Annotated in this window: 22 protein-coding genes; 18 read left to right on the top strand and 4 right to left on the bottom strand. The window is 70.8% G+C overall.

Going from position 1 to position 19,770, the window contains the following annotated elements; all coding sequences use genetic code 11:
* Window positions 1–150: 150 nt before the first annotated feature.
* From AC2W7E_RS16080 to AC2W7E_RS16065, 4 genes are all read left to right on the top strand, one after another.
* A complete protein-coding gene (locus AC2W7E_RS16080; protein ID WP_485989517.1) occupies window positions 151–816 on the top strand; it encodes an FHA domain-containing protein in 666 nt (221 codons plus the stop codon).
* On the top strand, window positions 813–1,640 hold the full coding sequence (locus AC2W7E_RS16075) for a PP2C family protein-serine/threonine phosphatase (protein WP_025104650.1): 828 nt from the start codon (window positions 813–815) through the stop codon (window positions 1,638–1,640). Before AC2W7E_RS16080 ends, AC2W7E_RS16075 begins: the two co-directional genes overlap by 4 nt.
* The gene (locus AC2W7E_RS16070; RefSeq protein ID WP_485989516.1) at window positions 1,637–2,308 is read left to right on the top strand and encodes a hypothetical protein; all 672 of its coding nucleotides are present in this window, start codon (window positions 1,637–1,639) and stop codon (window positions 2,306–2,308) included. Before AC2W7E_RS16075 ends, AC2W7E_RS16070 begins: the two co-directional genes overlap by 4 nt.
* Before the next feature lie 62 nt (window positions 2,309–2,370).
* Entirely contained in the window at window positions 2,371–2,832 is a 462-nt protein-coding gene (locus AC2W7E_RS16065; RefSeq protein ID WP_025104648.1) for a hypothetical protein, read from the top strand.
* Window positions 2,833–2,847: 15 nt separating this feature from the next.
* Here the strand turns inward: AC2W7E_RS16065 and AC2W7E_RS16060 are convergent, their stop codons facing one another.
* The 3 genes from AC2W7E_RS16060 to eccD are packed head-to-tail and all read right to left on the bottom strand — an operon-like array spanning window position 2,848 to window position 6,851.
* On the bottom strand, window positions 2,848–4,158 hold the full coding sequence (locus AC2W7E_RS16060; protein ID WP_126894604.1) for a S8 family serine peptidase: 1,311 nt from the start codon (window positions 4,156–4,158) through the stop codon (window positions 2,848–2,850).
* Window positions 4,158–5,513: a type VII secretion protein EccB gene (gene eccB / locus AC2W7E_RS16055; RefSeq protein ID WP_485989515.1), complete on the bottom strand. Its 1,356-nt coding sequence runs from the start codon at window positions 5,511–5,513 to the stop codon at window positions 4,158–4,160. Before eccB ends, AC2W7E_RS16060 begins: the two co-directional genes overlap by 1 nt.
* 3 nt (window positions 5,514–5,516) lie before the next feature.
* Window positions 5,517–6,851: a type VII secretion integral membrane protein EccD gene (gene eccD / locus AC2W7E_RS16050; protein ID WP_060923226.1), complete on the bottom strand. Its 1,335-nt coding sequence runs from the start codon at window positions 6,849–6,851 to the stop codon at window positions 5,517–5,519.
* A gap of 156 nt (window positions 6,852–7,007) precedes the next feature.
* Here eccD and AC2W7E_RS16045 point away from each other — a divergent pair, with 156 nt between their 5' ends.
* From AC2W7E_RS16045 to AC2W7E_RS15990, 12 genes are all read left to right on the top strand, one after another.
* Window positions 7,008–8,372: a S8 family peptidase gene (locus AC2W7E_RS16045; RefSeq protein ID WP_485989514.1), complete on the top strand. Its 1,365-nt coding sequence runs from the start codon at window positions 7,008–7,010 to the stop codon at window positions 8,370–8,372.
* A 219-nt stretch (window positions 8,373–8,591) separates the two neighbouring features.
* Window positions 8,592–8,906, top strand: coding sequence for a WXG100 family type VII secretion target (locus AC2W7E_RS16040; protein WP_025104644.1), 315 nt, complete (start codon window positions 8,592–8,594; stop codon window positions 8,904–8,906).
* 41 nt (window positions 8,907–8,947) lie between these two features.
* The gene (locus AC2W7E_RS16035) at window positions 8,948–9,229 is read left to right on the top strand and encodes a WXG100 family type VII secretion target (protein ID WP_081811619.1); all 282 of its coding nucleotides are present in this window, start codon (window positions 8,948–8,950) and stop codon (window positions 9,227–9,229) included.
* Between the two features lie 124 nt (window positions 9,230–9,353).
* Window positions 9,354–9,761 carry a hypothetical protein gene (locus AC2W7E_RS16030; protein WP_315107730.1) on the top strand — a complete coding sequence of 136 codons (408 nt, stop codon included), beginning with the start codon at window positions 9,354–9,356 and terminating at the stop codon, window positions 9,759–9,761.
* Entirely contained in the window at window positions 9,761–11,098 is a 1,338-nt protein-coding gene (locus AC2W7E_RS16025; protein WP_485989513.1) for a S8 family peptidase, read from the top strand. The genes AC2W7E_RS16030 and AC2W7E_RS16025 overlap by 1 nt, the downstream gene beginning before the upstream one ends.
* Window positions 11,088–12,485, top strand: coding sequence for a hypothetical protein (locus AC2W7E_RS16020; protein WP_315107726.1), 1,398 nt, complete (start codon window positions 11,088–11,090; stop codon window positions 12,483–12,485). Before AC2W7E_RS16025 ends, AC2W7E_RS16020 begins: the two co-directional genes overlap by 11 nt.
* Before the next feature lie 172 nt (window positions 12,486–12,657).
* Window positions 12,658–14,352 carry a S8 family peptidase gene (locus AC2W7E_RS16015; protein WP_485989512.1) on the top strand — a complete coding sequence of 565 codons (1,695 nt, stop codon included), beginning with the start codon at window positions 12,658–12,660 and terminating at the stop codon, window positions 14,350–14,352.
* Window positions 14,353–14,400: 48 nt separating this feature from the next.
* Complete coding sequence (locus AC2W7E_RS16010; RefSeq protein WP_485989511.1) at window positions 14,401–14,805, top strand: YbaB/EbfC family nucleoid-associated protein; 405 nt, start codon at window positions 14,401–14,403, stop codon at window positions 14,803–14,805.
* Window positions 14,805–15,095, top strand: coding sequence for a WXG100 family type VII secretion target (locus AC2W7E_RS16005; RefSeq protein ID WP_315107720.1), 291 nt, complete (start codon window positions 14,805–14,807; stop codon window positions 15,093–15,095). The genes AC2W7E_RS16010 and AC2W7E_RS16005 overlap by 1 nt, the downstream gene beginning before the upstream one ends.
* A 29-nt stretch (window positions 15,096–15,124) precedes the next feature.
* Entirely contained in the window at window positions 15,125–15,457 is a 333-nt protein-coding gene (locus AC2W7E_RS16000; protein WP_315107718.1) for a hypothetical protein, read from the top strand.
* The gene (locus tag AC2W7E_RS15995; RefSeq protein ID WP_315107716.1) at window positions 15,454–17,025 is read left to right on the top strand and encodes an alpha/beta hydrolase; all 1,572 of its coding nucleotides are present in this window, start codon (window positions 15,454–15,456) and stop codon (window positions 17,023–17,025) included. Before AC2W7E_RS16000 ends, AC2W7E_RS15995 begins: the two co-directional genes overlap by 4 nt.
* Window positions 17,026–17,051: 26 nt before the next feature.
* Complete coding sequence (locus AC2W7E_RS15990) at window positions 17,052–17,480, top strand: hypothetical protein (protein ID WP_315107715.1); 429 nt, start codon at window positions 17,052–17,054, stop codon at window positions 17,478–17,480.
* A 270-nt stretch (window positions 17,481–17,750) separates the two neighbouring features.
* Here AC2W7E_RS15990 and AC2W7E_RS15985 read toward each other — a convergent pair whose 3' ends face one another.
* Complete coding sequence (locus AC2W7E_RS15985) at window positions 17,751–18,005, bottom strand: hypothetical protein (RefSeq protein ID WP_485989510.1); 255 nt, start codon at window positions 18,003–18,005, stop codon at window positions 17,751–17,753.
* Window positions 18,006–18,160: 155 nt separating this feature from the next.
* Between AC2W7E_RS15985 and AC2W7E_RS15980 the strand changes: the two genes are divergently transcribed.
* Both AC2W7E_RS15980 and AC2W7E_RS15975 read left to right on the top strand, forming a co-directional pair.
* The gene (locus AC2W7E_RS15980; RefSeq protein ID WP_485989509.1) at window positions 18,161–18,907 is read left to right on the top strand and encodes a hypothetical protein; all 747 of its coding nucleotides are present in this window, start codon (window positions 18,161–18,163) and stop codon (window positions 18,905–18,907) included.
* Window positions 18,904–19,770: RDD family protein (locus AC2W7E_RS15975; RefSeq protein ID WP_485989508.1), on the top strand; the 867-nt coding region annotated here is incomplete at its 3' end. The genes AC2W7E_RS15980 and AC2W7E_RS15975, both read left to right, overlap by 4 nt.

Below are 19,770 nucleotides of genomic sequence, written 5' to 3'. Positions count from 1 at the left end.
CCGGCGCCGCGTCCCCCCCCGGCACCCGCCCGACCCCCGCCCGCCGCGCCCCGTCCTCGCCCCCCGGCACCCCGTTCTCCCGCCCGCCGCCCCGCGCCGCAGCCGGAGCCGCCCGTCGCAGCGCAGCCGCCGACGGGGATCATGGCCGCGATGGGCGACGTGCCTCCGCCGGCCCCGCAGCCCGCGCCGGCACCGGCCGTCCCGCCGGCCGAGCAGATCCCGGCCTCCGCGCCGACGACGGAGGCGAATCGTGTCGTGCGCCCGGTGCCGCCGTCGTTCCGCGACGCTGGTCAGGCCGAGGCCCCGCCGATGCCGACGATCCGTCCCGTCCCGTCTCCGGCCGATGCCCCCGCGGCAGCGCAGAGCGCGCCCGTACCGGCTCCGGCTGCGCCCGAGGGCCTCATCCCCGATGTCGACAAGACCGTGGTGACGCCGCGTCCCACCGACGACGACCTCGACGCCACGGTGGTCGTCGCCCGCAAGCGCGGGGTGCGGCGCGTCCTCGTGCTGGACGACGGTCGTCGGTTCTCGCTGTCCGGCGCGAGCGTCGTGATCGGCCGGAACCCCACCGGGGAGCCGGGCGAGCAGCGGCTGGCCATCCCGGACACAACCCGCACGCTGTCGAAGACCCACGCCCGCCTGGTGGTGCAGGAGGACGAGTGGCGCCTGACCGACCTGCACGCCACCAACGGCGTCGTCGTGGTGGCCGACGACGGCTCGGAGACGCTCCTGGACGCCGGTGAGAGCGTGGTGGGCACCGGCCGGTTCATCCTGGGCGAAGTGGGCATGCACGTCGTCGCGGAGCGCGATTCGTGACCGTGGAATCCGTCGTCCTCCGGGTCGCCGCGCTGACCGACACCGGGCTCACGCGGACGGCCAACGAGGACGCGGTGCTCGACGCGCGTCCGGTCTTCCTGGTCGCCGACGGCATGGGCGGGCACGACGCCGGTGATCGCGCCAGCGCGGCCGTCGTCGCCGCCTTCGAGCCGCTGCGCGGGCGGACGGTCGACGTCGGCGACATCAGTGACGCGCTGAGTCGAGCCGCGGCCGTCGTCGAGGGCATCGCCGCCGCGCACGCCCGCGGTGCGGGCAGCACCGTGACGGGTGTGGCCCTCGTGGATCACGAGGGTGCGCCGCACTGGCTCGTCTTCAACGTGGGGGACTCCCGGGTCTACCGGCACCACGGTACCGAGCTGGCGCAGCTCACGATCGACCACTCCCTCGGACAGGAGCTCGTCGATGCCGGGGAGCTCCGCCCCGAAGACCTGGCCTCGTTCTCGCGCCGCAACGTCATCACGCGCGCGGTCGGGGCTCCGGACAGCACCGCGGACAGTTGGCTGCTCCCCGTCGTCGACGGCGAGCGGCTCCTCCTGTGCTCCGACGGACTCACCGGCGAGGTGAGCGATGAGGCCATTCGCGCGACGCTGACCATGAACGGCCGCCCGGAGACCGCGGCGGCGGCCCTCGTCCGCCGCGCGCTGCAGGGCGGAGGACGAGACAACATCTCGGTCCTGGTGATCGATGTCGTCTCCGGCGGCGCACGCACGCGTCCGGACGACGCCACGGGCGGACGGGCCGCCGTGTCCGCGGTCACCGATTCGATGCTCGAGGGCACGACGGTCCCGGTGCGAGCGCGATGAGCGACGACGAGGCCGAGGAGACCGTCATCCTGACACGGCGCGACCGCCGGCGGGCCGAAGCGGCGGACCCGGTGCCCCCGGCGGCCGATGACACATCGTCCGCCGTCGATGAGGCCACCATCGTGGTGGATCGCGCGAAGACGGCTCCGGCTCCCGACCGGATCGACGATGCCGCGGAGGATGCGCCCGAAGGCGCCGTCGCCGATGAGCCGGTCGATGCCGGGTCCGAGGACGCCGTGGGCGAGGCCATCGATGACGCGACCGTGGTCGTCGATCGCTCCGGGCCTCCGGCGGCCGACGCCCCCGAGGACGCCACCGTGGCGGTCGCGCGTCCGGCTCGACGCCTGCGGCGGAAGAAGGGCGCCGCCGCAGAGGGCGACGGCACCGCACCCCAGGCCGCCGAACCGCGGTTCCGCGTCGACTCCTTCGCCGCCCCAGACGGCGCGCCGGCTCCCGCGATCTACAAGCCGCGTCCGGCTCCGCGCACCCCCGCCGCTCCGCCCGTCGTCGTCGGGGCGGCCGCGCCCACGCGGGTGGTGGAGCCCGGGCTGCCGTCGGTCGCCAAGCAGGCGCAGCGATGGAGCGTCGTCACCCTTGTTGCGACCGTCGGGGCGGGCGTCGTGTCGGTCGTCGGTCTCGTTGCGCTGGGCTTCGTCGTCTTCGCCTGAGGAGGCCGGCGCCCTGCGGCCCTCGCTAGGGTGGGCGAAGTCCAAAGAGGGGGGACAGACGGATGGATCGAGATGCGAAGCAGTCGACGGCGACGAGCAGCACGTCGCGCAGGCCGCGTGTCGCCGGCGTGTTCGCCGTCGTGCTCGGTGCTCTGTCGGCGATCGTCGCGATTCCTGCGCTCGTCGCGGTGTCGACCGACCCGGAATTCCTCTTCGGGGGTCTCGTGGCTCTGGTCGTCGCAGCGGTGTCGTTCCTCTTCGCCGGCTTCGCCTTCCGGTTCGTCCGCGAGCCGTCGACCATGCGCACCGCGATGACCCCGTTGCTCTGGCTCGTCGCGGCGGCGCTCTTCGTCGGAGTGCTCGGCAGCATGGGGGCGTTCGTCTACGGTCAGGTCGTTCAGAACCCGCAGAGCGCGGCCGTCGGGTTGCTCCTGCTGCCGTTGGCGGGAGGCGTCATGGTCACCGGTGCGGTGCTCGTGGGGGCGGTCGTCCGGGCGCGACAGGCGGCAGCCGCCGGCCGCTGATCCGGCCTCTGCCTCTCAGGCTTCGGGGTCGGGGCGGTCGAGGAGGCCGCCCTGTCGTTCGACCTCGACCGCCGCGTCGGCGGGGGTCTCCCGGCGTCGCCGGAGGACGATGAGGATGCCGAGGACTCCGAGCAGGCTCGCCCCGGCGATCGCGGCGATGAGGGCCACTTCGCGGGTGAGGACGAACGGCGGCACCCCGTGGTCGGGCTCGACGCTCACGACCGGGGGCCGCACCGCACTCTCCCCGGTGTCGAAGAAGGGGCTGACGGGTCCGCGGGTGGTGGGGTCGGGGAGGAGCTGAATGGCGGCGGAGGGCCGGATGAAGCCCCAGCCGTTCACGTCATCGCGGTTGTCGGCATCCGCGCGAAGTGCGGTCGCCGTGAGCCGGTACGCCCACCCCGCGGGCGGATCCTCCGGGTGCGCCTCGGCGACCAGGGCCGCCGCCGCGCTCACGTAGCCGGTCGCGAAGCTCGATGCCGGGGCGTCGGAGGCGAACAGGCAGTCGCCGCCGCCGGTCGCCGCGGTGAGCACGTTCGCGCCGGGGGCCGTGACCCCGACCTGCGGACCGTGGATCGAGCTGTCGGTCGCGAGCCCCGTCGCATCGGCCGCGCTGACGCCGAGCGCCTGCTCGTAGGCGGCGGGATACCGGGCTCCGTCTTCGGCCTCCGGGTCGGAGGCCCTGTTGCCGCCACTGGCGACGACGAGCGCTCCGACGGCGGCCGCGTGCTCCACCGCCGCGCGCAGCGCAGGCGAGTCCGTCTCCTGCGACGACGAGACGTTGATGATGTCCGCGCCGTTGTCCGCCGCCCAGTTGATGCCGTCGGCGAGGCGCTGGGCGCTCGGTCCCCACCCCTTGTCGATGTCCTGCGGCGAGTCGCTGCGGAACGCGCGCACGGACAGCAGGCGCGCATCGGGGGCGAGCCCCACCACGCCGGAGCCGGAGACGGGCTGCGCCGCGATCTGCCCGGCGATGGCGGTGCCGTGCCCGGTCAGATCGCTCAGGCCGTCGCCGCGTTCGCCGTCGCCGACGAGGTTCACGCCCCCGACGACGACGCCGGCGAGGTGCGGGTTGCCGGCGTCGATCCCGGAGTCGACGACCGCCACGACGACGCCCTTCCCGGTGGCGAGACGGTTCGCATCCTCCGCCCCGAGGGCCGCGAGTGCCGACGGCGCCTCGGGAGCGAACACCACGGTGCCGGGCTCGCAGGCGCCGGTCGCCATCGACACGATCGTCGTGGGAGCGGTCGGCGCGGCCACCGCGGCGGCCGGCGCCCCCCATACGGCAGCGCCCACCACGAGGGTGGCGAGAGCGGCGCGGCGGCGCATCACTCGTCCCCGGAGCCGGGCGACTCTCTCGCGGCCTCTGTGGTCAGCGCCGGCCCGGCGGCGAAGAAGTCGATCCACGCGCTCGGCACCCGCCCGACGTCGCCGGGGGTGTAACCGAGCTGGGCGAGCGGTCCGCTGGCGGCGTCCTCCGCCGACTCGTCCGGCACGGCGCCCGGGATGGCGTACGCGGTACCGGACTCGTCGACGAGCACGGCCATGCCCACCGCCTCGTCCGACGGGCCGCTCGTCTGCACGAGGGCCCCGCCGCCGACGGTGACGGCGACACGGTCGCGGTCCTCCGGCAGCTCGGTGCTCGTGGACCCGAGGACGGTGCGGGCGTCGCCGCCCAGGACCGCGCACGGGGTCTCGCCGGAGGCGAGCGGCGTCAGCGGAAGCATGGGCCAGTCGTCGCCACCGGCGTTCGGAACGGTGGGAACGTCGGCCACCTCCGCCGGGGACACCTCTTCCTCGTCCGCGCCGGCCTCCTGCGCGCTGCCGAGCAGGTAGAGCTGGTACGCGAGCGGGCTGAGGCGCGCGAGCTCTCCGGTCGCGAGGGCCACGTAGCGCTCGTCCGCGGGGCTGCCCTGCACGTGCACGATCGTGCCCGCCGTCAGATCGGTCCCCGGCACCCGGGCGCCGACGGCGTTCAGACGGATCGGCTCGAGGTCGGCGCCGCTCTCGAAGAGGTTGAGCCAGCGTCCGTCGACCTCGATGACGTCGCTGGTGCCGAGGCCGACCGCGCGCAGCACCGCGTTGGCGTCGTCGGCGGGGACGGCGTACCGGAGGCCGTCCGCGATCACGAAGAGCTCGTCGCCGCGTTGCACGACCGCGCCGGTGCCCGTCGACGGCTCCGCGATCGGCGCCCCTGACAGCGAGACGGCGGTCCCGGCAGAGTCGTCGATGCACGCGGTCCATGCCGTGTTGATGAGGGCGCTCGGGGTGGGCAGGTCGTCAGGGGCACCGAGGATGCCGATCGAACCGCCGACCGGGATGCCGTCGAGGGCGGCCTGATCCGTGCGCACGACCTTGAACTCGCCGGCGGGGATGAGCAGGCGGGCGCTGGCGGTGTTGATGACGGGGTACAGCGTCCCCTCGACCGAGACGTAGCGGGCGCCCGTGTCGGTGGCGACGATGAGGCGGTTGTTCTGCCAGTCGCCGGGGAGGCCCGGCTGCATGATGCCCCAGAACACGCCGACGAGGATCACGCCGACGGTGAGGGCGATGCCCGCGATGACGGCGCGCAGCGGCTTGGCCGGTTCGAGCTCCTTGCCGCCGGGGGCGCCGCCGGTGAAGGCGGAGAGGAGCCGTCGCCGGCTGAAGCCCTGGGCCTCGATCAGGTCCTTCTTGGTCGCCATCGGTCAGACGAGCCCCGCCGTGATGACCCCGAGCGGGAGCAGGAGGGCGAGCGCGACGACCTCGACCGTGTCCCCGAGCCGCGTGAGGCGGAGGCGGGCCTTCGGCGTGAGCAGCGTGAGCCCGATGAGCACCACGGTGGCGACCACGAGGATGAGCAGCATCCAGGTGCGCACGTCGGGGAGGGCGAGCGCGACGGTCACACCGGTCGCGGCGAGGCCGATCGCCCCGATCGCCATCAGCACGAGCACCCCGAGGCGGGCGTGCATCTGCCGCGACTGGAACATCATGCCGACGAAGGCGAGCACGCAGAGCACGGCGCCCGTGACGCCGCTGGCGGCGACGAGCGGGGTCGCGATGAGGGCGGCGAGGCCGAGCGCGGCACGGAGCGCGATGAGCGTGCGGGTGCCGGCGGCGGCGCGACGCTTCACCTCCTCGGCGTCGATGGGCTGCGGCGCGGAGAACATGTCGGCGTCGCTCTGCGGCGAGATCACCCGGATGCGGGTGGAGCTCAGAGCCAGCCAGGGGATGCCGTTCGCGAGCAGCGCCGTGGTCGCGAGCATCAGCGCGTACGAGGCGAGCGGGTCGCCGAAGACCGCGGCCGCCGTGGCCGTGATCCCGATCGAGGCACCGAGGGCGATGGGCACGAGGTGGATCTCGGGCTTGTCCTGGGTGACGGCCAGGCTGAGGCCCCCGACGACGACGAGTCCGAGCCCGAGAGCCGCGAGCGGCCAGCCCCAGATGCTCTGCGCGGGGACCGCGAGGTAGCCCGCGAGCCCGCCGTACGCCGCGGCGGTGAGTCCGAGCGCATGACCGGCCTCCGGCTGCCGCAGCCGCATCAGCACCGCGGCGGCGACGCTGAGCACGACCGCGCCCGATCCCGCGATGATCGCCGGGAGCAGAGACGTCGGCGGCGTCGCGACGAGGAGCACGGCGCAGAGGGCGAGGAAGGTAAGGCTGACGAAGAGGGCGGTGCGGGAGCTGTCCGCGGGGGTCCAGGAGTTGTGCTGCTCCGCGGTCGCGTCGATCACGGCTTCCACGACGTCGTCGTAGATGCGCGGCTCGCGCATGAGTCCGCCGCGCACCAGGGTCAGCAGCTCGCCGTCGTGCACGCCCTGGGCGGCGGCGCCGCGAGCGGGGTCGAGGGGCGTGCCGTCCGCCCGCTGCAGCGCGTACCCGCCGTGCGTGAGGGTCGGGTCCAGCACGCCGAGACTGCGGGCGAAGCCGGGGATGATCTCGACCAGGGGGACCTGCGATGGCACCCCCACGTCGAGCCTGCGGTCGTCGCTGACCACGGAGATCCGCAGCACGGTTCCTGCCACGGTGCCGCTCTGGCTCATATCGGTGGTGTCCCCCCACGTGTGTGATGCTCTCCCGCCGCAGGCATTGCGGGGGTCCGGCCCGGACTCACTCTAGTTGACAGGCCAGATACTATCTGTTGCGCACGCGCGGGCAGGGGCGACGGTCTCGCGCGGCGGAGGGTAACGGAGGGGATCATGCAGGTTGGACGTGTCCGCGGCGTGCGGCGGCTGCTCGTGTGGATGGGAACGCTGGGAACGGTGATGGCATTGGTCGCGCCCGCGGCAGCTCACGCAGCGACGCTGGAGTCAGGTCTGTGGTGGTTCGATCGCGGCAAGGTGCAGGCAGCGCACGATGCGGGCTTCGACGGGACGGGTGTCACCGTCGCGGTCATCGACGGTCAGATCAATCCCGACATCGTCGGTCTCCGCGGCGCGGATCTCGAGGTGAAGGACTCCTACTGTCGCGACGCCGAGGGAGACCCGGTGCCGGCGACGTCGACCGATTATGTGGCGGCGTCGCATGCGACGCACGTCGTCTCGATGATCGCAGGGACCGGAGATGCCCCGGCAGGCGGCCTTCCCGTCACCGGGGCCGCGCCTGGTGCGAAGGTCCTCTACTACCCGGCGATCGTCACCGATGGGGTGTTCGACACCGCGATGGGGGAGAAGTTCGACGAGCAGTGTCTGCTCGAAGACGGCAGCACGGTCATGGCTGATGGGACGACCGGGGTGTCGCGTGCGATCGAGGATGCGGTAGAGGATGGCGCCGACATCATCTCCATCTCCCTCGGGGGCTTCGATCTGACCGACGCCCTCGCCAAGGCGGAGGCCGCCGGCGTGATCGTGGTGGCGGCTCTTCCGAACAACTCCGGGGTGGCCTCGCAGCCTGCGTCGGGCAACGGCGTCGTCGCAGTGCAGTCGTTCGGTGCTGATGGGAAGATCCAGAGCTCCACCACCATCGAGGGCGTGGGCGAGCCTTCGCCGAATCAGAGCGACGACGTGATCGTCGCTGCGCCGGGGATGGGTCTGCTCGGGCAGGGCAGCGAGAACTCCTGGGACGAGCAGGTCCTCCTCACCGGCACGTCGTATGCGACGCCGATCGCGGCGGGCTTCCTCGCCGTGGTGAAACAGAAGTACCCGGATGCCACCTCGGGTCAGCTGCTGCAGAGTCTCATCCGCAACACGGGCACCAAGGGCGAGCACGAGCCGGAGTGGAACGACAGCGTCGGCTATGGAGCGGTCTCGCTGACGGGGATGCTCGCTGTCGATCCGACGGCGTACCCGAATGTCAACCCGATCTTCGATGCGGAAGACCCGAACGCCCGGCCGTCGGCGGCCGACGTCCGCGCTGCTGCTGCTGCTGCTGCGCGGCCGGCGCCGACCGCCGACAGCGACGAGCCTGGCGAGGCCTCGTCCACGCAGGACGCATTGGTGCCGCTGCTGATCGGGGGCGGGGTCCTGGTCGCTGTCCTTCTCGTGGGCGGCATCATTCTCGCGGTCGTGCTCACGCGATCTTCACGACGACGGAACAACGAGCACCGAGGCGCGCAAGACCGGTAGGGCGCCGGGCATCAGCGGAAGTGGCGTGCCGATGCTTCAGGCCATTCATCGATCGAACGTAGAAATTTCGATACGGATCTGTCCAGGCCGTTGGAAATGGGCACCGACCTGCTTTAGCCTATGTGCGGAAACAGATTGTCGGGGGTTGTTCCGAAGTCGTCCCGTATCGGGAAGGCGCTCCCCCGCGTGTGTCCTCATGGGGACCGGAGGGAGTGAGTAATGGCTGATGTCATCTCCGCAGAAGAGGGGGCTCTGCGTCGCGGAGCCCAGGCCGTGCGGGAGACGAAGTCCGGGATCGATCAGCAGACCAAGAAGGTCCGCGGTGAGATCGAGCAGCTGCGCGGGTTCTGGACGGGTGCGGCTGCCGCATCGTTCACCACGCTGATGTCGCGGTGGGACGAGCAGGCTCGTCAGCTCAACGAGGTCCTCGTGACGCTCGAGGATGCCCTCGCCGGCACCGAGCGCGACCAGGCCGCGACCGAAGAATCCCACCAGCAGACCATCGCGGGCCTCGGCTCGATGATGGGCGCCTGAGCGCAGTCCGCAGAGATTTCAAGGAGAACATGATGCAGTCGATGTCCGTTCGCCCGGAGCAGGTCAACGCTCTCGCGGCGCAGATCCGCAGCGGGTCGCAGGGTATTCGTTCCGAGCTGGACCGCCTCGAGTCCGAGGTCAGCAAGCTGCGTGCGGCGTGGGATGGTGCCGCGCAGCAGGCCTACGACCAGGCGCAGGCCAAGTGGAACCGCTCGCTGAGCGAGATGCAGCAGCTGCTCACGCAGATCGCCGGGAAGACCGAGGAGATCTCGGGTCAGTACGTGCAGACCGACAAGTCGGCTGCGGGGCGCTTCGGCGCGTGAACCCGGGGCGCGGGTCTGGCGCAGAGATGCGTCGGGCCCGCGCCGTCTGCTGTGCTTTTCGGTGAGACACCGGACGGTACAGCAGGCGTGACGGGATCGCCGGAGGAAAGAAGAGGGGGCGTCGATGAGTATCGCAGTCGACTTCGATGGAGTGTTCGCCGAGCTGAAGCGGCTTCTGCGCGAGCTGCAGGAGTTCCCGAGTCCTGCAGAGGTGGCTGTCGTCGAAGGCGAGGCGTCGAGCACGACTCGCGAGTTCCATCAGGCGGTCGCCAATGCCGCGCGCGAAATGGGCAATGCAACAGAGCGTGCCATCGAGAAGCTGCAGAACACGCACGACACCATCCGTGCGGCGGTCCTCCAGCTCGCGGAGCAGGACGCCGCCCTGGCAGATGAGACGAAACTGATCGTTTCTCTGCTGGACTCGGCTGTCGAGCAGACCGAGTCGATGACTCCGGTCGGCGGCGGTTTGAGCGATGGCGTGAAGGCGGATGCCGCCGACTCGTCCACCGAGCCCGAGGACGCCGACTTCTGATGCAGCGTGCGTTTCGTGGGGTTGCCGCGATCGTCGGTCTCACCGGCCTGGCGTTCGCGGCCCTCGTGCCGGCGGCTGCGGTTGCGGACACCGCAGAGTCCGGTCTGTGGTGGTTCGATCGTGGCCGGATCCAGGAAGCTCACGATGCGGGCTTCGATGGTTCCGGTGTCAAGGTGGCCGTGATCGACAGTCAGATCAATCCGGATGCGGTCGGTCTCCGCGGGGCGGACGTGACGGTCCGGGAGCCGTCGTACTGTCTGGATGCGTCGGGGACGCCGTATCCGTCGGTCGCGACAGATTATGTGGCCTCGCATCATGCGACGAACGTCGCATCGATGATCGTGGGAACGGGGGAGGCACCCACTGGCGGCGCCCCGGTGAAGGGCGTCGCGCCCGGGGTGGAGATGCTGTTCTACACTGCGCCGGTGGTCGACGGTGTCCTCGACGACGAGGGCGAGGATGCTGAGTGTCTGCAGGAGGGTGGCAGCAAGTTGGCGGCGGACAACCGGACAGGGCTGGACCATGCCGTCTCGGACGCCGTGGCTGACGGGGCGGACATCATCTCCATCTCCTCCGGTGGCATGGACGCATCGAAGGGCATCGCGGAGGCTTACGCCAACGACGTGGTGGTGGTCGCCAGTATGCCGAACGAGGACGGGATCGCCTCCCCGCCGGCCAGTCTGAACGGTGTCGTGGCCGTGCAGGCGTTCGGTGAGGACGGCAAGATCCAGAACGGGCAGTACGGGAAGCCGAACGTGAGTGACGACGTCATCGCCGCCGCCCCGGGAATCGGTCTGTTGCTGCAGGGCGCGTCGGACTCGTGGGAGGCACAGTCGCTCGGATCGGGGACGTCGTACGCGACGCCGATCGTGGCGGGGATGCTGGCGGTCGTGAAGCAGAAGTATCCGGAGGCTTCAGCGGGGCAGCTGATTCAGAGTCTCATCCACAACACGGGCACGAAGGGCGAGCACGAGCCGAAATGGAACTCCGGCACGGGATACGGCGCGGCGTCTCTCACCGGGATGCTGGCGGTGGATCCAACGAAGTATCCGGATGAGAATCCGATCTTCGATGCCGATGACCCGAACGCCTCCCCGTCGCTTGCGATGGTGAACGAGGTCAAGGCGGCACAGGATCGGGAAAATGCGACAGCGAGTCCACGACCCTCTTCCGCGCCCGGCGGGGCTGAGCAACCATCGGATGTGTCGGCGATGCCGTGGGTGATCGGCGGTGTCATCGTTGCTGTGCTGGTCGTGGGCGGCATCACTCTCGCGATCGTCTCGACACGATCATCACGTCGACAGACAACGGAACAAGGGGGCAACCATGGCCGGTAAGCAGAGCGGCGGGTACGAGGCGGAACTGAACCGCATTCGAGCCCTGTCGGATTCAATCATCCCGAAGACGTCGGCGCTGATCCACGCGCTGGAGTCGCTGGACGGTGCGCTCGCGAACGCCCGAAAGTCGGAGTACTGGACGGGGAGCTCGGCGGAAGCTGCTACGGCCGCCGTCGACGAGATCCGAGACAAGTTCACCCGAATCCGGAACATCGTGACCGCGATCGATTCGGCCGTCGGCGAGGGCAACGAAGCACGGCGCACGGCGGCCTCAGCGGAACTTCCCTCGGCCGCAGTCGATCCGTTCTGGGCCAACGCAGCGAAGGGCGCTTCCTTCGTGGTCCACCCCGTGCTGGGACCGCTCGCCGCCGACAAAGCCTTGGACGTGATCGGGGACTTCCTCGGGAACCAGCGCGAGGAGGCGGCACGGGCCATCGTCGAGAAGGTCGAGAAGGCGCTGCTGGAGCCGACGAGGAAACTGAGCGCGGCATCCGCGGAACTCAATCAGGTCCGGATCGACTCCTCGAACAGCGAGAAGATCGACGACGGACCCACGGGTGGCCCTGAGATCGATGCCCCGAGGATCGGATCCCCGGGAATCGGCGGCGTGCCCTCCGGCTCTGCTCCCGGTGTCGGCGGTACCCCGCCGCCCAGCGGCGGGGTCGGCACGTATCAGCCGCCCGTTCCGACCTCTCCTGCGCACCCCAGCTTCCCCACTCCCCCGACGAATCCGGGCGGACCGGGGATCGGGTGGGACCCGGTGGTGCCGGGTGGCGAAGGCCCCGGGCTTCCCGGCGGGAAGGACCCTTCGATCGACTCTCCCGGCGGTGGTCTGCTTCCCGGCGGCCCTGGCGGCACGGGCAGCGGCGGCGGACCGGGCGGCGGATACCCGACCGTTCCCGGGGGCTATGTCCCCGGCGGCGGTGCGGGTGGCGGCGGCCTCGGTGGCATCGTGGGCGGTGGCGCCGGTGCGGCGGCGATCGCGGCGAGCTCGAAGATCGCCGGCTTCGGTAGCATGGGCGGGCTCGGCGGTGCCGGCTTGGGGCCGGGCGCAGGCGCTGGGCTCAAGGCCGGTGGCGGTCTGCTCGGTAACTCCGCCGTCGGTGGTGTTGGCGGCGTCGGTGGAGCAGGAGGTCCCGGCGGTATGGCCGGTGCTGGCGGCGTCGGCGGGGCGGGTGCCTCGGGCACCGGGTCCTCCGGCGCGGCAGGAGCCGGTGGCCGACCGGGCATGGGCATGATGGGCGGCACCGGTGGCGCCGACGAGGAGGAGAAGGCGAAGCGTTCGGGCCTCGGTGGTCCTATCGCGCCGAAGCTGGAGGACGACGAGGAAGCTGGTCCCCGCGCCAAGGGAGCGCGCGCCGGGTCCCGCGACGAGCCCACCAACTGAAGACGCCGTTCCGGTTCGAAATGGTGGAGTACGGGGGATGAGTGGACGCGGTGAGCTGATCCGTGGGCGCGCTGTGTCCGGGATGCGGCGGGCTGCGGCAGCGTTCCTTGCGGCGGCCTTGACCGCGCTTTCGCTTGCTTCCTGTGCCCCGAGCGGCGCGACCGGGCTCCGAGTGACCTACGTGACCGACGGCGGAGAGCGGACTCTGACGTTGCGGCCTGACCAAATCACCTGTGACTCGGCCAGTGCGCACGGGCTTGCGATCTCGAACGATCCACAGGGACGCTTCTCGATCCGGCTCGACAGCGACCGCCGTGGATCGGTCGGCGCCGGTAGCGATGAGGGGCTGGTGCTCTTCGAAGGAACGGAACTCCACCTCAACGCCTCAGGTGCCGTGCTCACCATCGAAGAGTCCGACGGCGAAGTATCCCTCGTCGAGGGATGGGAGCCTGGTGACGATGTGGATGTCACGGCCGATGATGCCGAGCGCCACCCCGCGACGTTGACCGGATCGATCGTCTGCGCCGGCCCTGTCGCCCAGCCGAGTGTCGAGCCTCGGTCCTCCGGCGAGGCGGCTGCATCCGATGCGTCCGAGGGCGGGCTGTGGTATTTCAACCGGGGCAAGGTGCAGGCCGCACAGGACGCCGGCCTCGACGGTTCCGGAGTGACGATCGCCGTGATCGACACCCAGGTGAATCCGGACGCTCCCGGTCTGCGGGGCGCTGACCTCCAGGTGCGGGAGGAGTCGTTCTGTTTCGACGAGTCGGGAAAGCGGTATGACGCGATCTCCTCGGACTATGTCGCGGCGAATCACGGCACGAACGTCGCCTCGATGATCCTGGGCACGGGAGAGGCGGTCGGCGGCACCCCCATCAAGGGTGTGGCGCCGGGCGCGACGGTGCTCTATTACAACTCGATGATCACCACCAGCGCGCCGGAGGGGAATGATGTCGAGTCGACCTGTCTCCAGGAGAACGGCGAGCTGATCAACGACGATCTGAGCGATGAGGGAATGCGCCGCCCCTCCGGCCTGGCAAAGGCGATCTCGGCGGCGGTGGACGACGGTGCGGATATCATCTCGGTTTCGCTGGGCGGGCTGGTCGACGCCGCGGATTCGGTGGCGAAGGCTCATGCGGCCGGAGTCGTGGTGTTGGGTTCGCTGCCGAATGTGGGCGGGGTCGGTGACTGGCCTTCGAGCTACAACGGTGTCGTCGCCGTGCAGGCGTTCGGTCCCGACGGCAAGATCCAGTACTCGACGTACGATCCGGTGCTCGCCGAGCCCTCGCCGAATCTGAGTGAGGACGTGAAGGTGGCGTCTCCGGGGCTGGAGATCATCGCGCAGGGCACCGCGGACTCGTGGGACGCGCAGCAGCTGCGTTCGGGGACGTCATTGGCGACGCCGATCGCGGCGGGCTTCCTGGCGGTCGTGAAGCAGAAGTACCCGGAGGCGACGTCCAATCAGCTCATCCAGAGCATGATCCACAACACCGGGACGAAGGGCGAGCACGAACCGAGGTGGAACAACAGCGGCGGGTACGGGGCGATATCGCTCTCCGGCATGCTGGCTGTCGATCCGACGAAGTACCCGGATGTGAACCCGCTCTGGGACGCCGACGATGAGAACGCTGTTCCCCAGCAGGCCAACGTGGACGAGGAAGCCGCGCTGCTCGCCGCGAGCGCTTCTCCGCAGCCGACGAGTGAGGCGGGATCTGACTCGGGTACTGCCGGGACAGGTCTCGCGCCGCTGCTGATCGGCGGTGGGGCCGTGCTCGCCATCCTCGTCATCGGCGGGGTCGTCCTTGCCGTAGTGCTGACCAGCTCGTCACGACGACAGACCGCCGCGCAAGGGGGAAAGCATGAGCACTAAGCGCAATCGGTCACTCGACTCGTTGTGACCGAACGGAGGGGGAAGAAGATGCCGGAGGGAAATGACGTTCTCGCGTCGATGGAGGCGTTGAACGCGAAGATCGATGCGCAGATCGCGCGTTCGCGCGAGCTTGCGGAGGAAGCGGCGCGGGTGTCTGCGGCGGCGACGCAGACCACGGCGACGGTTACGTCGTCGGATGGTCGGGTCACGGTGGTGGCGCAGCCGACCGGGGCGATCGCCGAGGTGCGGCTGTCGAGCGCCATCGACGATGCGATCGCGCTCGGCGCGACGATCACCGACACGATCGCCGCGGCTCAGCGCGCGGCGGCCGACGCCGTGGTCGAGTCCCTGGCAAAGACGCTCGGTGCGGATTCCGGGCTGGTCGACGCGGTCCGGCGCGACGTCCAGGTCGCGTTTCCGGCCCCCGGCGACGACACCCTCGGGTACCGCTGATGGCGATGATCGAGGTCAACCCGTCCCGCCTGGCCGCGGCTGCGCGCTCCATCGGCGACGCGTCGGCGAACATCGACGCGGCCCTGGAGCAGCTCGTCGGGATCGCCGGCGTGCTGCGGGATTCGTGGTCGGGGGAGGCGCAGTCCGCGTTCGACTCCGCGCACGGGCGCTTCGACCTGTCGATGCGGGAGCGTGCCACCCTCGTCGACGCCATCGCGACCACCCTGGACGATCTCGCGACGTCGTACTCCGAGACGGACCTGGCCGGCCAGCGCGCACTCGGGGGGTAGCTGAACATGACGATGTCGGGAGGATGGAAATGACCACGGGAGCGGCGAACCAGCAGATCATCGTCGACGCGGATCTGCTGCAGGCTCATGTGCGGGCGCTCTCGGATGCCGCGGACATCCTGCGCGGCGCCGCGGCGAACGCGGCCGGCGGCGTGGGCGGAGAGGCGTTCGGCGCTCTGTGCACCCCCCTGCTCGGCCCGGCGGTGTCGGCGCTCGCAGAGGCATCCCGGTCGACGCTCACGACGGCGAGCGCGCTCTCGGCACTGACGTCTGCGGCTCTCGCGGCCACTGTCGGACAGTTCCGCGAGGTGGAGGAGACCGCCGTGACGACCTTCCGCGCGATCGAAGGACAGGCGCTGTGACCGCGGTCGCCGCGATCAGCGGCCAGGTGCGATCCGGGTCCTGGGCAGCGGGCGCTGCGGGCTACACGTCGGCGCAGGCCGATTGTGCGAGCATCCCCGGCATCGCCGGTCTGCTGATCCAGTACATCCAGCCCCTCCGCGAGTGGTTCGACGATCTGCTCGGCGACCCGGGCACCGTCGGCGCCTTCGCGGCGCGCTGGGAGGACGCGGAGCGCGCGCTCGGGAGGACGCACGCGATGCTCAGCGACGCTGATCGTCGGCTGGTCGACCTGGACGGCCGCACGGTCAGGGCGTTGCGCGAGCGCTTCTCCGATGTGCTCTCCGTGAGCGAGGACGGGGTGCAGTGGACGGGCGCGACCGCGAGCGCCGTGCGTGCGGTCTCGCACATCATCGAGTCCACCCGCGTGCTGATCTGCGACTTCCTCGGCCGTCTCAGCCGATTCGCCGAGGACCTCTTCGGCTGGTCGGTGAACCCGCTGTCGAAGCTCAAGGACCTCGAGCGGTTCGCGAGCTCCGCCGCGGAGTTCGTCACGGTCGGCGGCGCGCTCGTGAAGAACCTCATCAGCGCTGTCGTCTCGCTTGCCGAGCTGCTGTACAAGCTCGTCCCGCTGGTCGGCGACGCGCTGCAGCGGCTCCGCGGAGTGGTCGCCGACATGATGCCGGTGCTCGGGGGGCTGTTCGGCGGCCCGCTCGGGGTCCTCGGCGGAAATGTGCTGGACGACTTCCTCGACACGGACGTGAACGTGCGGGAGATCGACCCGGATGACCTGAGCGGGAGGGCGCTCCTCGCGTGGATCGAGGCGCACGAAGTCACCGACCTGCGCTCCCTCTCGGATCTCGTCGCGGTGAACACGACGACGGACGCCATGGGCGGTCAGGACGCGACGGTCATCGACATCAAGCAGGTGCGGGCGGCGGACGGTTCGACCCACTGGGTGGTGTCGCTGCCCTCGACGCAGCCGTGGGAGTTCGACGGGCCGCACGGTGCGATGAACGACCGCGACAGCAACCTGGCTCTCATGATGGACAACCCGGTCTTCCGTGGCCAGTACGAGCGCGCGGTCCTGCAGGCGATGCAGGAGGCGGGGATTCCCGCCGGAGCTGATGTCGTCCTGACCGGTTTCAGCCAGGGCGGCATCATGGCGGCCAACCTCGCTGCGGACCCGACCTTCCCTTACAAGCCGCTCGCGGTGGTGACGAACGGCTCGCCCGTCGACAACTTCGCGGTGCCGCCGCACGTCCCCGTCTATGCGTTCCAGCACGCGTCGGACATCGTGCCGATGACCGATGGAAGCGCGATCGCGCTGCCGGGTCTTCCCGGCATCGCACCGATCGATGTGCCGCACACGCCGATCACGGTTCTGCCGCCGAACATGCACCAGATCACGCTCCCCGACCCGCCAGGGAAACACCTCTTCGATGCGCACGACAATGATGCGTACGCGGAATCCGTCGCCGCGTGGGAACGACACTATCGGTCAGAGAACGATGGCGAAGACCCCTGGGATCTCGCCGGACTCGGGGGGCAGGTCATCGACCACCAGGTGTATTCGGGGGTGGAGCATTGAGGCGTCGTCGCGAAATCATCACCGCCGTGCTTCTCACAGGGGCGGTCTTTTCCGTTAACGGTTGCTCGCTGGTAGCTGGCGATCTGGCCGACGACGAGGTCGAGGAGATCCCCGCGGCGCTCTTGGCCTCCGATGTCGGAGTCACCGAGGCGTTTGCAGAGAAGGCGACGAGCGGACTCTCCTTCGAGCTGTCGGTCGGCGTTTATCTCGATGATGCGGAGTTCACCGAGTCGGACCTCGCGTCGGTTCTTCAGATCATCATCGATGAGAACGATCTGCCGACCGATGACATCGAGCTTGCGGTCCGTGACGTCGACGGTGAGGCCATCGACCTCGAGTCGATGATGGAGCGGTTGGTCCCGGGAGTCGTTGACACGTCTGTGTATGGGCACGTCACGCTCACGACCGACGGCGCACGCGAGATCATCGACGCCGTCGAAGCGGGGGCATCGTGATCCCCGGGAACGCCTGCGGCGGCGCCGCGCGGCGAGAGTCTCGCGCAGTGGATAGGGTGCAGGTGTGTCAGTCGAGATCGTAGAGCGGCGTCGGATCGTCCTCCAGAGCGAAGACCGCCGCATCGACCTCTCCCTTCCGCTCGACGAGACCCTGGAGGACGCCCTCACCCTGAGCGGGATCCCCGACGCGGACCGGTTCGTCACGATCGGCCCCGGGGGCTACGAGATCCCCGGCGACACCGAGTGCGAAGACCTCGTCGACGGCGGCCTCTACGCGCTGATCGACCGCACGGCTTTGGCTCCGCAGGCGCGCCCGGCAGAGAAGGCGACGGGCCCGACGCGCACCGACCACGGCGCACGGTGGTGGCTGCTGGCCGTGAGCGGGATGCTGCTCGTCGCGGTCTTCGCCCAGGGCGCCGTCGATCCCCTGATCCGGCTGCTCGTCGCCCTCCTCGTCGCCGCGGGTGCGGTCGGCGGCGCCGTCGCGTGGGCGCGACGCGACTCCGCGGCGGGAGTGCGCGGCATCCTCGGGGTGCTCGCGCCCGTGCTGCTGTCGTTCGCGGCCGGCGCTCTCCTCATCCCGGCCGGCTGGAGGACGCGTCGCACCTGTCGACCGCCACCGGGTTCCTCGCGGCCGGCATCACCACCGCGATCATCGCCGTCACGGCCCGGGCCCGCCGATGCGCGCCGCGGCGGGGACGGCGACGGTGCTGCTCGTGGGCCTCGCCGCCGTCTGGGGCCTCGCCCTGCTGCTGCGGTGGGGGGAGGCGGAGGCCGCCGCCCTCTCGCTCGGGCTCGTGCCGCTGGGCCTGCGCGCGCTCCCGAGCAGCCTCGTCAACCTCCCCGAGGGCTACTTCATCGACTACAAGCACTTCATGACCAGCCGGTGGACCGTGCGCGGAGCCATCCCCGAGTCGGTCGGGCTGCTGCATCCGGAGCGCATCACCGCGGTCGTCGACGATTCCTCCGCGCGGCTCATCGCCGGCACCGCCGTGCTGAGCATCGTGGCCGCGGCGATGGCCCCGGTCGCGTTCCTGCGGCCCTGGCCCGACGACGCCTTCGTGGTCTCGGGTGGGATCGCCCTGCTCTGCTGCCTCGCGCTCGCCCTGCTGCTCACGCCGCGGCACACCACCTCGCGCCTCCTCCGGTGGTTCCCCCGTGCCGCGGCCGCCGTGGTCTGCCTCGTCGCCGGCATCCAGGTGGCTGCGGCCCTCGGGACCGGCTTCCACCTGCTCGGAGCGGCCTTGCTGTTCCTTGTCGGGTTGGCCGCGGTCGGCGTCGTCATCCCGGTGTCCAAGGGCGCGAAGTCGCTGGTCTGGTCGCGGGTCGGTGATGCGTTCGAATGGCTCGCCGTCGCGCTCGCTCTGCCGTCGGCCTTGCTGTACGCGAATGCGCTCTCCCTGGTTCGTGGAATGATGGCCGGATGAGCGGGAACGGCCCATCACAGTCCTGGCCGAGCGGGGGTTCGATCCCGCCGATGGCGCCCGGCGGAGACCGTCCGGGGGAGATCCCTGCGCTGCCGCCCGCCCTGATCGCGGCGCCCCCCCGGTGTCGACGGCACGCCGCTGCGCCAGACGCCCGCGCCGCCCACGCCGATCGCCTCGTCGCGGCGCACCGTCCCTCGCCGGCCGAGGGACTCGGCCCCGCCTTCCGCGGAGCCCCCGCCGGCACCGTTCAGCGGATCGCGGCCTTCACCCTCGACGCGGCTGCCGTGTTCCTCGCTTCCGCCGTCGTCCTCGTGCTGACGCAGAGCGTGCTGCTCGCCGCCCTCACGGTCTTCGAGCTCGCCCTGTTCCTCTGGGTGCTGGAAGCGCGGACCGGCCTCACCCTCGGCAACGCCGTGCTGCGCCTGCGCAGCGCGCGCGCCGACCGGCCGTGGTCGCCGGGGATCGGGCGCCAGTTCGTCCGCGGCATCATCACCGGAGCCGGCTTCCTCGTGGCTGTCGGCAGCTGGGTGGTCGTCGCCTCCAGCGCCTGGGATCGCGGCGGCAGACGGCAGTCCTGGGCCGACCGCGTCGCCGGCACCGTCGTGGTCGCCGTGCCCGCCAAGGCGGCCGTCGAGGCTCCGCCGCCTCCCGCCGCGGTGGAGGCCGCTCCGCTCGCTCCGCCGCAGGTCGTGCCGCTGGTGGCGTCGCCGTCCGTCGTGGACGAGGACTCCCAGCCCACCGACGCCCGCGCCGCCTCCCCGCCGCACCGAGACCCCGGAACCGGCGGCCCCCGGATCGGATCGGCCGCTCTTCACCGTCGCCCCGGCGCCCGGGTCGCAGGCGGGTACCGAGGCGCCTGCGGC

The sequence above is a fragment of the Microbacterium sp. CFSPD4_SD4 genome (assembly GCF_057364585.1).
The sequence above is the reverse complement of the archived record's forward strand: the minus strand, read 5'-3'. Positions and strand labels throughout refer to the sequence as shown.

Excerpts from the sequence above, each read along its gene's own strand:
- AC2W7E_RS16035 (WP_081811619.1), top strand. The coding sequence starts at position 8,948 with ATGTCCGTTCGCCCGGAGCAGGTCAACGCTCTCGCGGCGCAGATCCGC.
- eccB (WP_485989515.1), bottom strand. The coding sequence starts at position 5,513 with ATGGCGACCAAGAAGGACCTGATCGAGGCCCAGGGCTTCAGCCGGCGA.
- AC2W7E_RS15980 (WP_485989509.1), top strand. The coding sequence starts at position 18,161 with ATGCGCGCCGCGGCGGGGACGGCGACGGTGCTGCTCGTGGGCCTCGCC.
- AC2W7E_RS16000 (WP_315107718.1), top strand. The coding sequence starts at position 15,125 with ATGACCACGGGAGCGGCGAACCAGCAGATCATCGTCGACGCGGATCTG.
- AC2W7E_RS16070 (WP_485989516.1), top strand. The coding sequence starts at position 1,637 with ATGAGCGACGACGAGGCCGAGGAGACCGTCATCCTGACACGGCGCGAC.
- AC2W7E_RS15985 (WP_485989510.1), bottom strand. The coding sequence starts at position 18,005 with ATGCCGCGCACTCCCGCCGCGGAGTCGCGTCGCGCCCACGCGACGGCG.
- AC2W7E_RS16010 (WP_485989511.1), top strand. The coding sequence starts at position 14,401 with ATGCCGGAGGGAAATGACGTTCTCGCGTCGATGGAGGCGTTGAACGCG.
- eccD (WP_060923226.1), bottom strand. The coding sequence starts at position 6,851 with ATGAGCCAGAGCGGCACCGTGGCAGGAACCGTGCTGCGGATCTCCGTG.
- AC2W7E_RS16030 (WP_315107730.1), top strand. The coding sequence starts at position 9,354 with ATGAGTATCGCAGTCGACTTCGATGGAGTGTTCGCCGAGCTGAAGCGG.
- AC2W7E_RS16020 (WP_315107726.1), top strand. The coding sequence starts at position 11,088 with ATGGCCGGTAAGCAGAGCGGCGGGTACGAGGCGGAACTGAACCGCATT.
- AC2W7E_RS16065 (WP_025104648.1), top strand. The coding sequence starts at position 2,371 with ATGGATCGAGATGCGAAGCAGTCGACGGCGACGAGCAGCACGTCGCGC.
- AC2W7E_RS16045 (WP_485989514.1), top strand. The coding sequence starts at position 7,008 with ATGCAGGTTGGACGTGTCCGCGGCGTGCGGCGGCTGCTCGTGTGGATG.
- AC2W7E_RS16025 (WP_485989513.1), top strand. The coding sequence starts at position 9,761 with ATGCAGCGTGCGTTTCGTGGGGTTGCCGCGATCGTCGGTCTCACCGGC.
- AC2W7E_RS16040 (WP_025104644.1), top strand. The coding sequence starts at position 8,592 with ATGGCTGATGTCATCTCCGCAGAAGAGGGGGCTCTGCGTCGCGGAGCC.
- AC2W7E_RS16080 (WP_485989517.1), top strand. The coding sequence starts at position 151 with ATGGGCGACGTGCCTCCGCCGGCCCCGCAGCCCGCGCCGGCACCGGCC.
- AC2W7E_RS16005 (WP_315107720.1), top strand. The coding sequence starts at position 14,805 with ATGGCGATGATCGAGGTCAACCCGTCCCGCCTGGCCGCGGCTGCGCGC.
- AC2W7E_RS16060 (WP_126894604.1), bottom strand. The coding sequence starts at position 4,158 with ATGCGCCGCCGCGCCGCTCTCGCCACCCTCGTGGTGGGCGCTGCCGTA.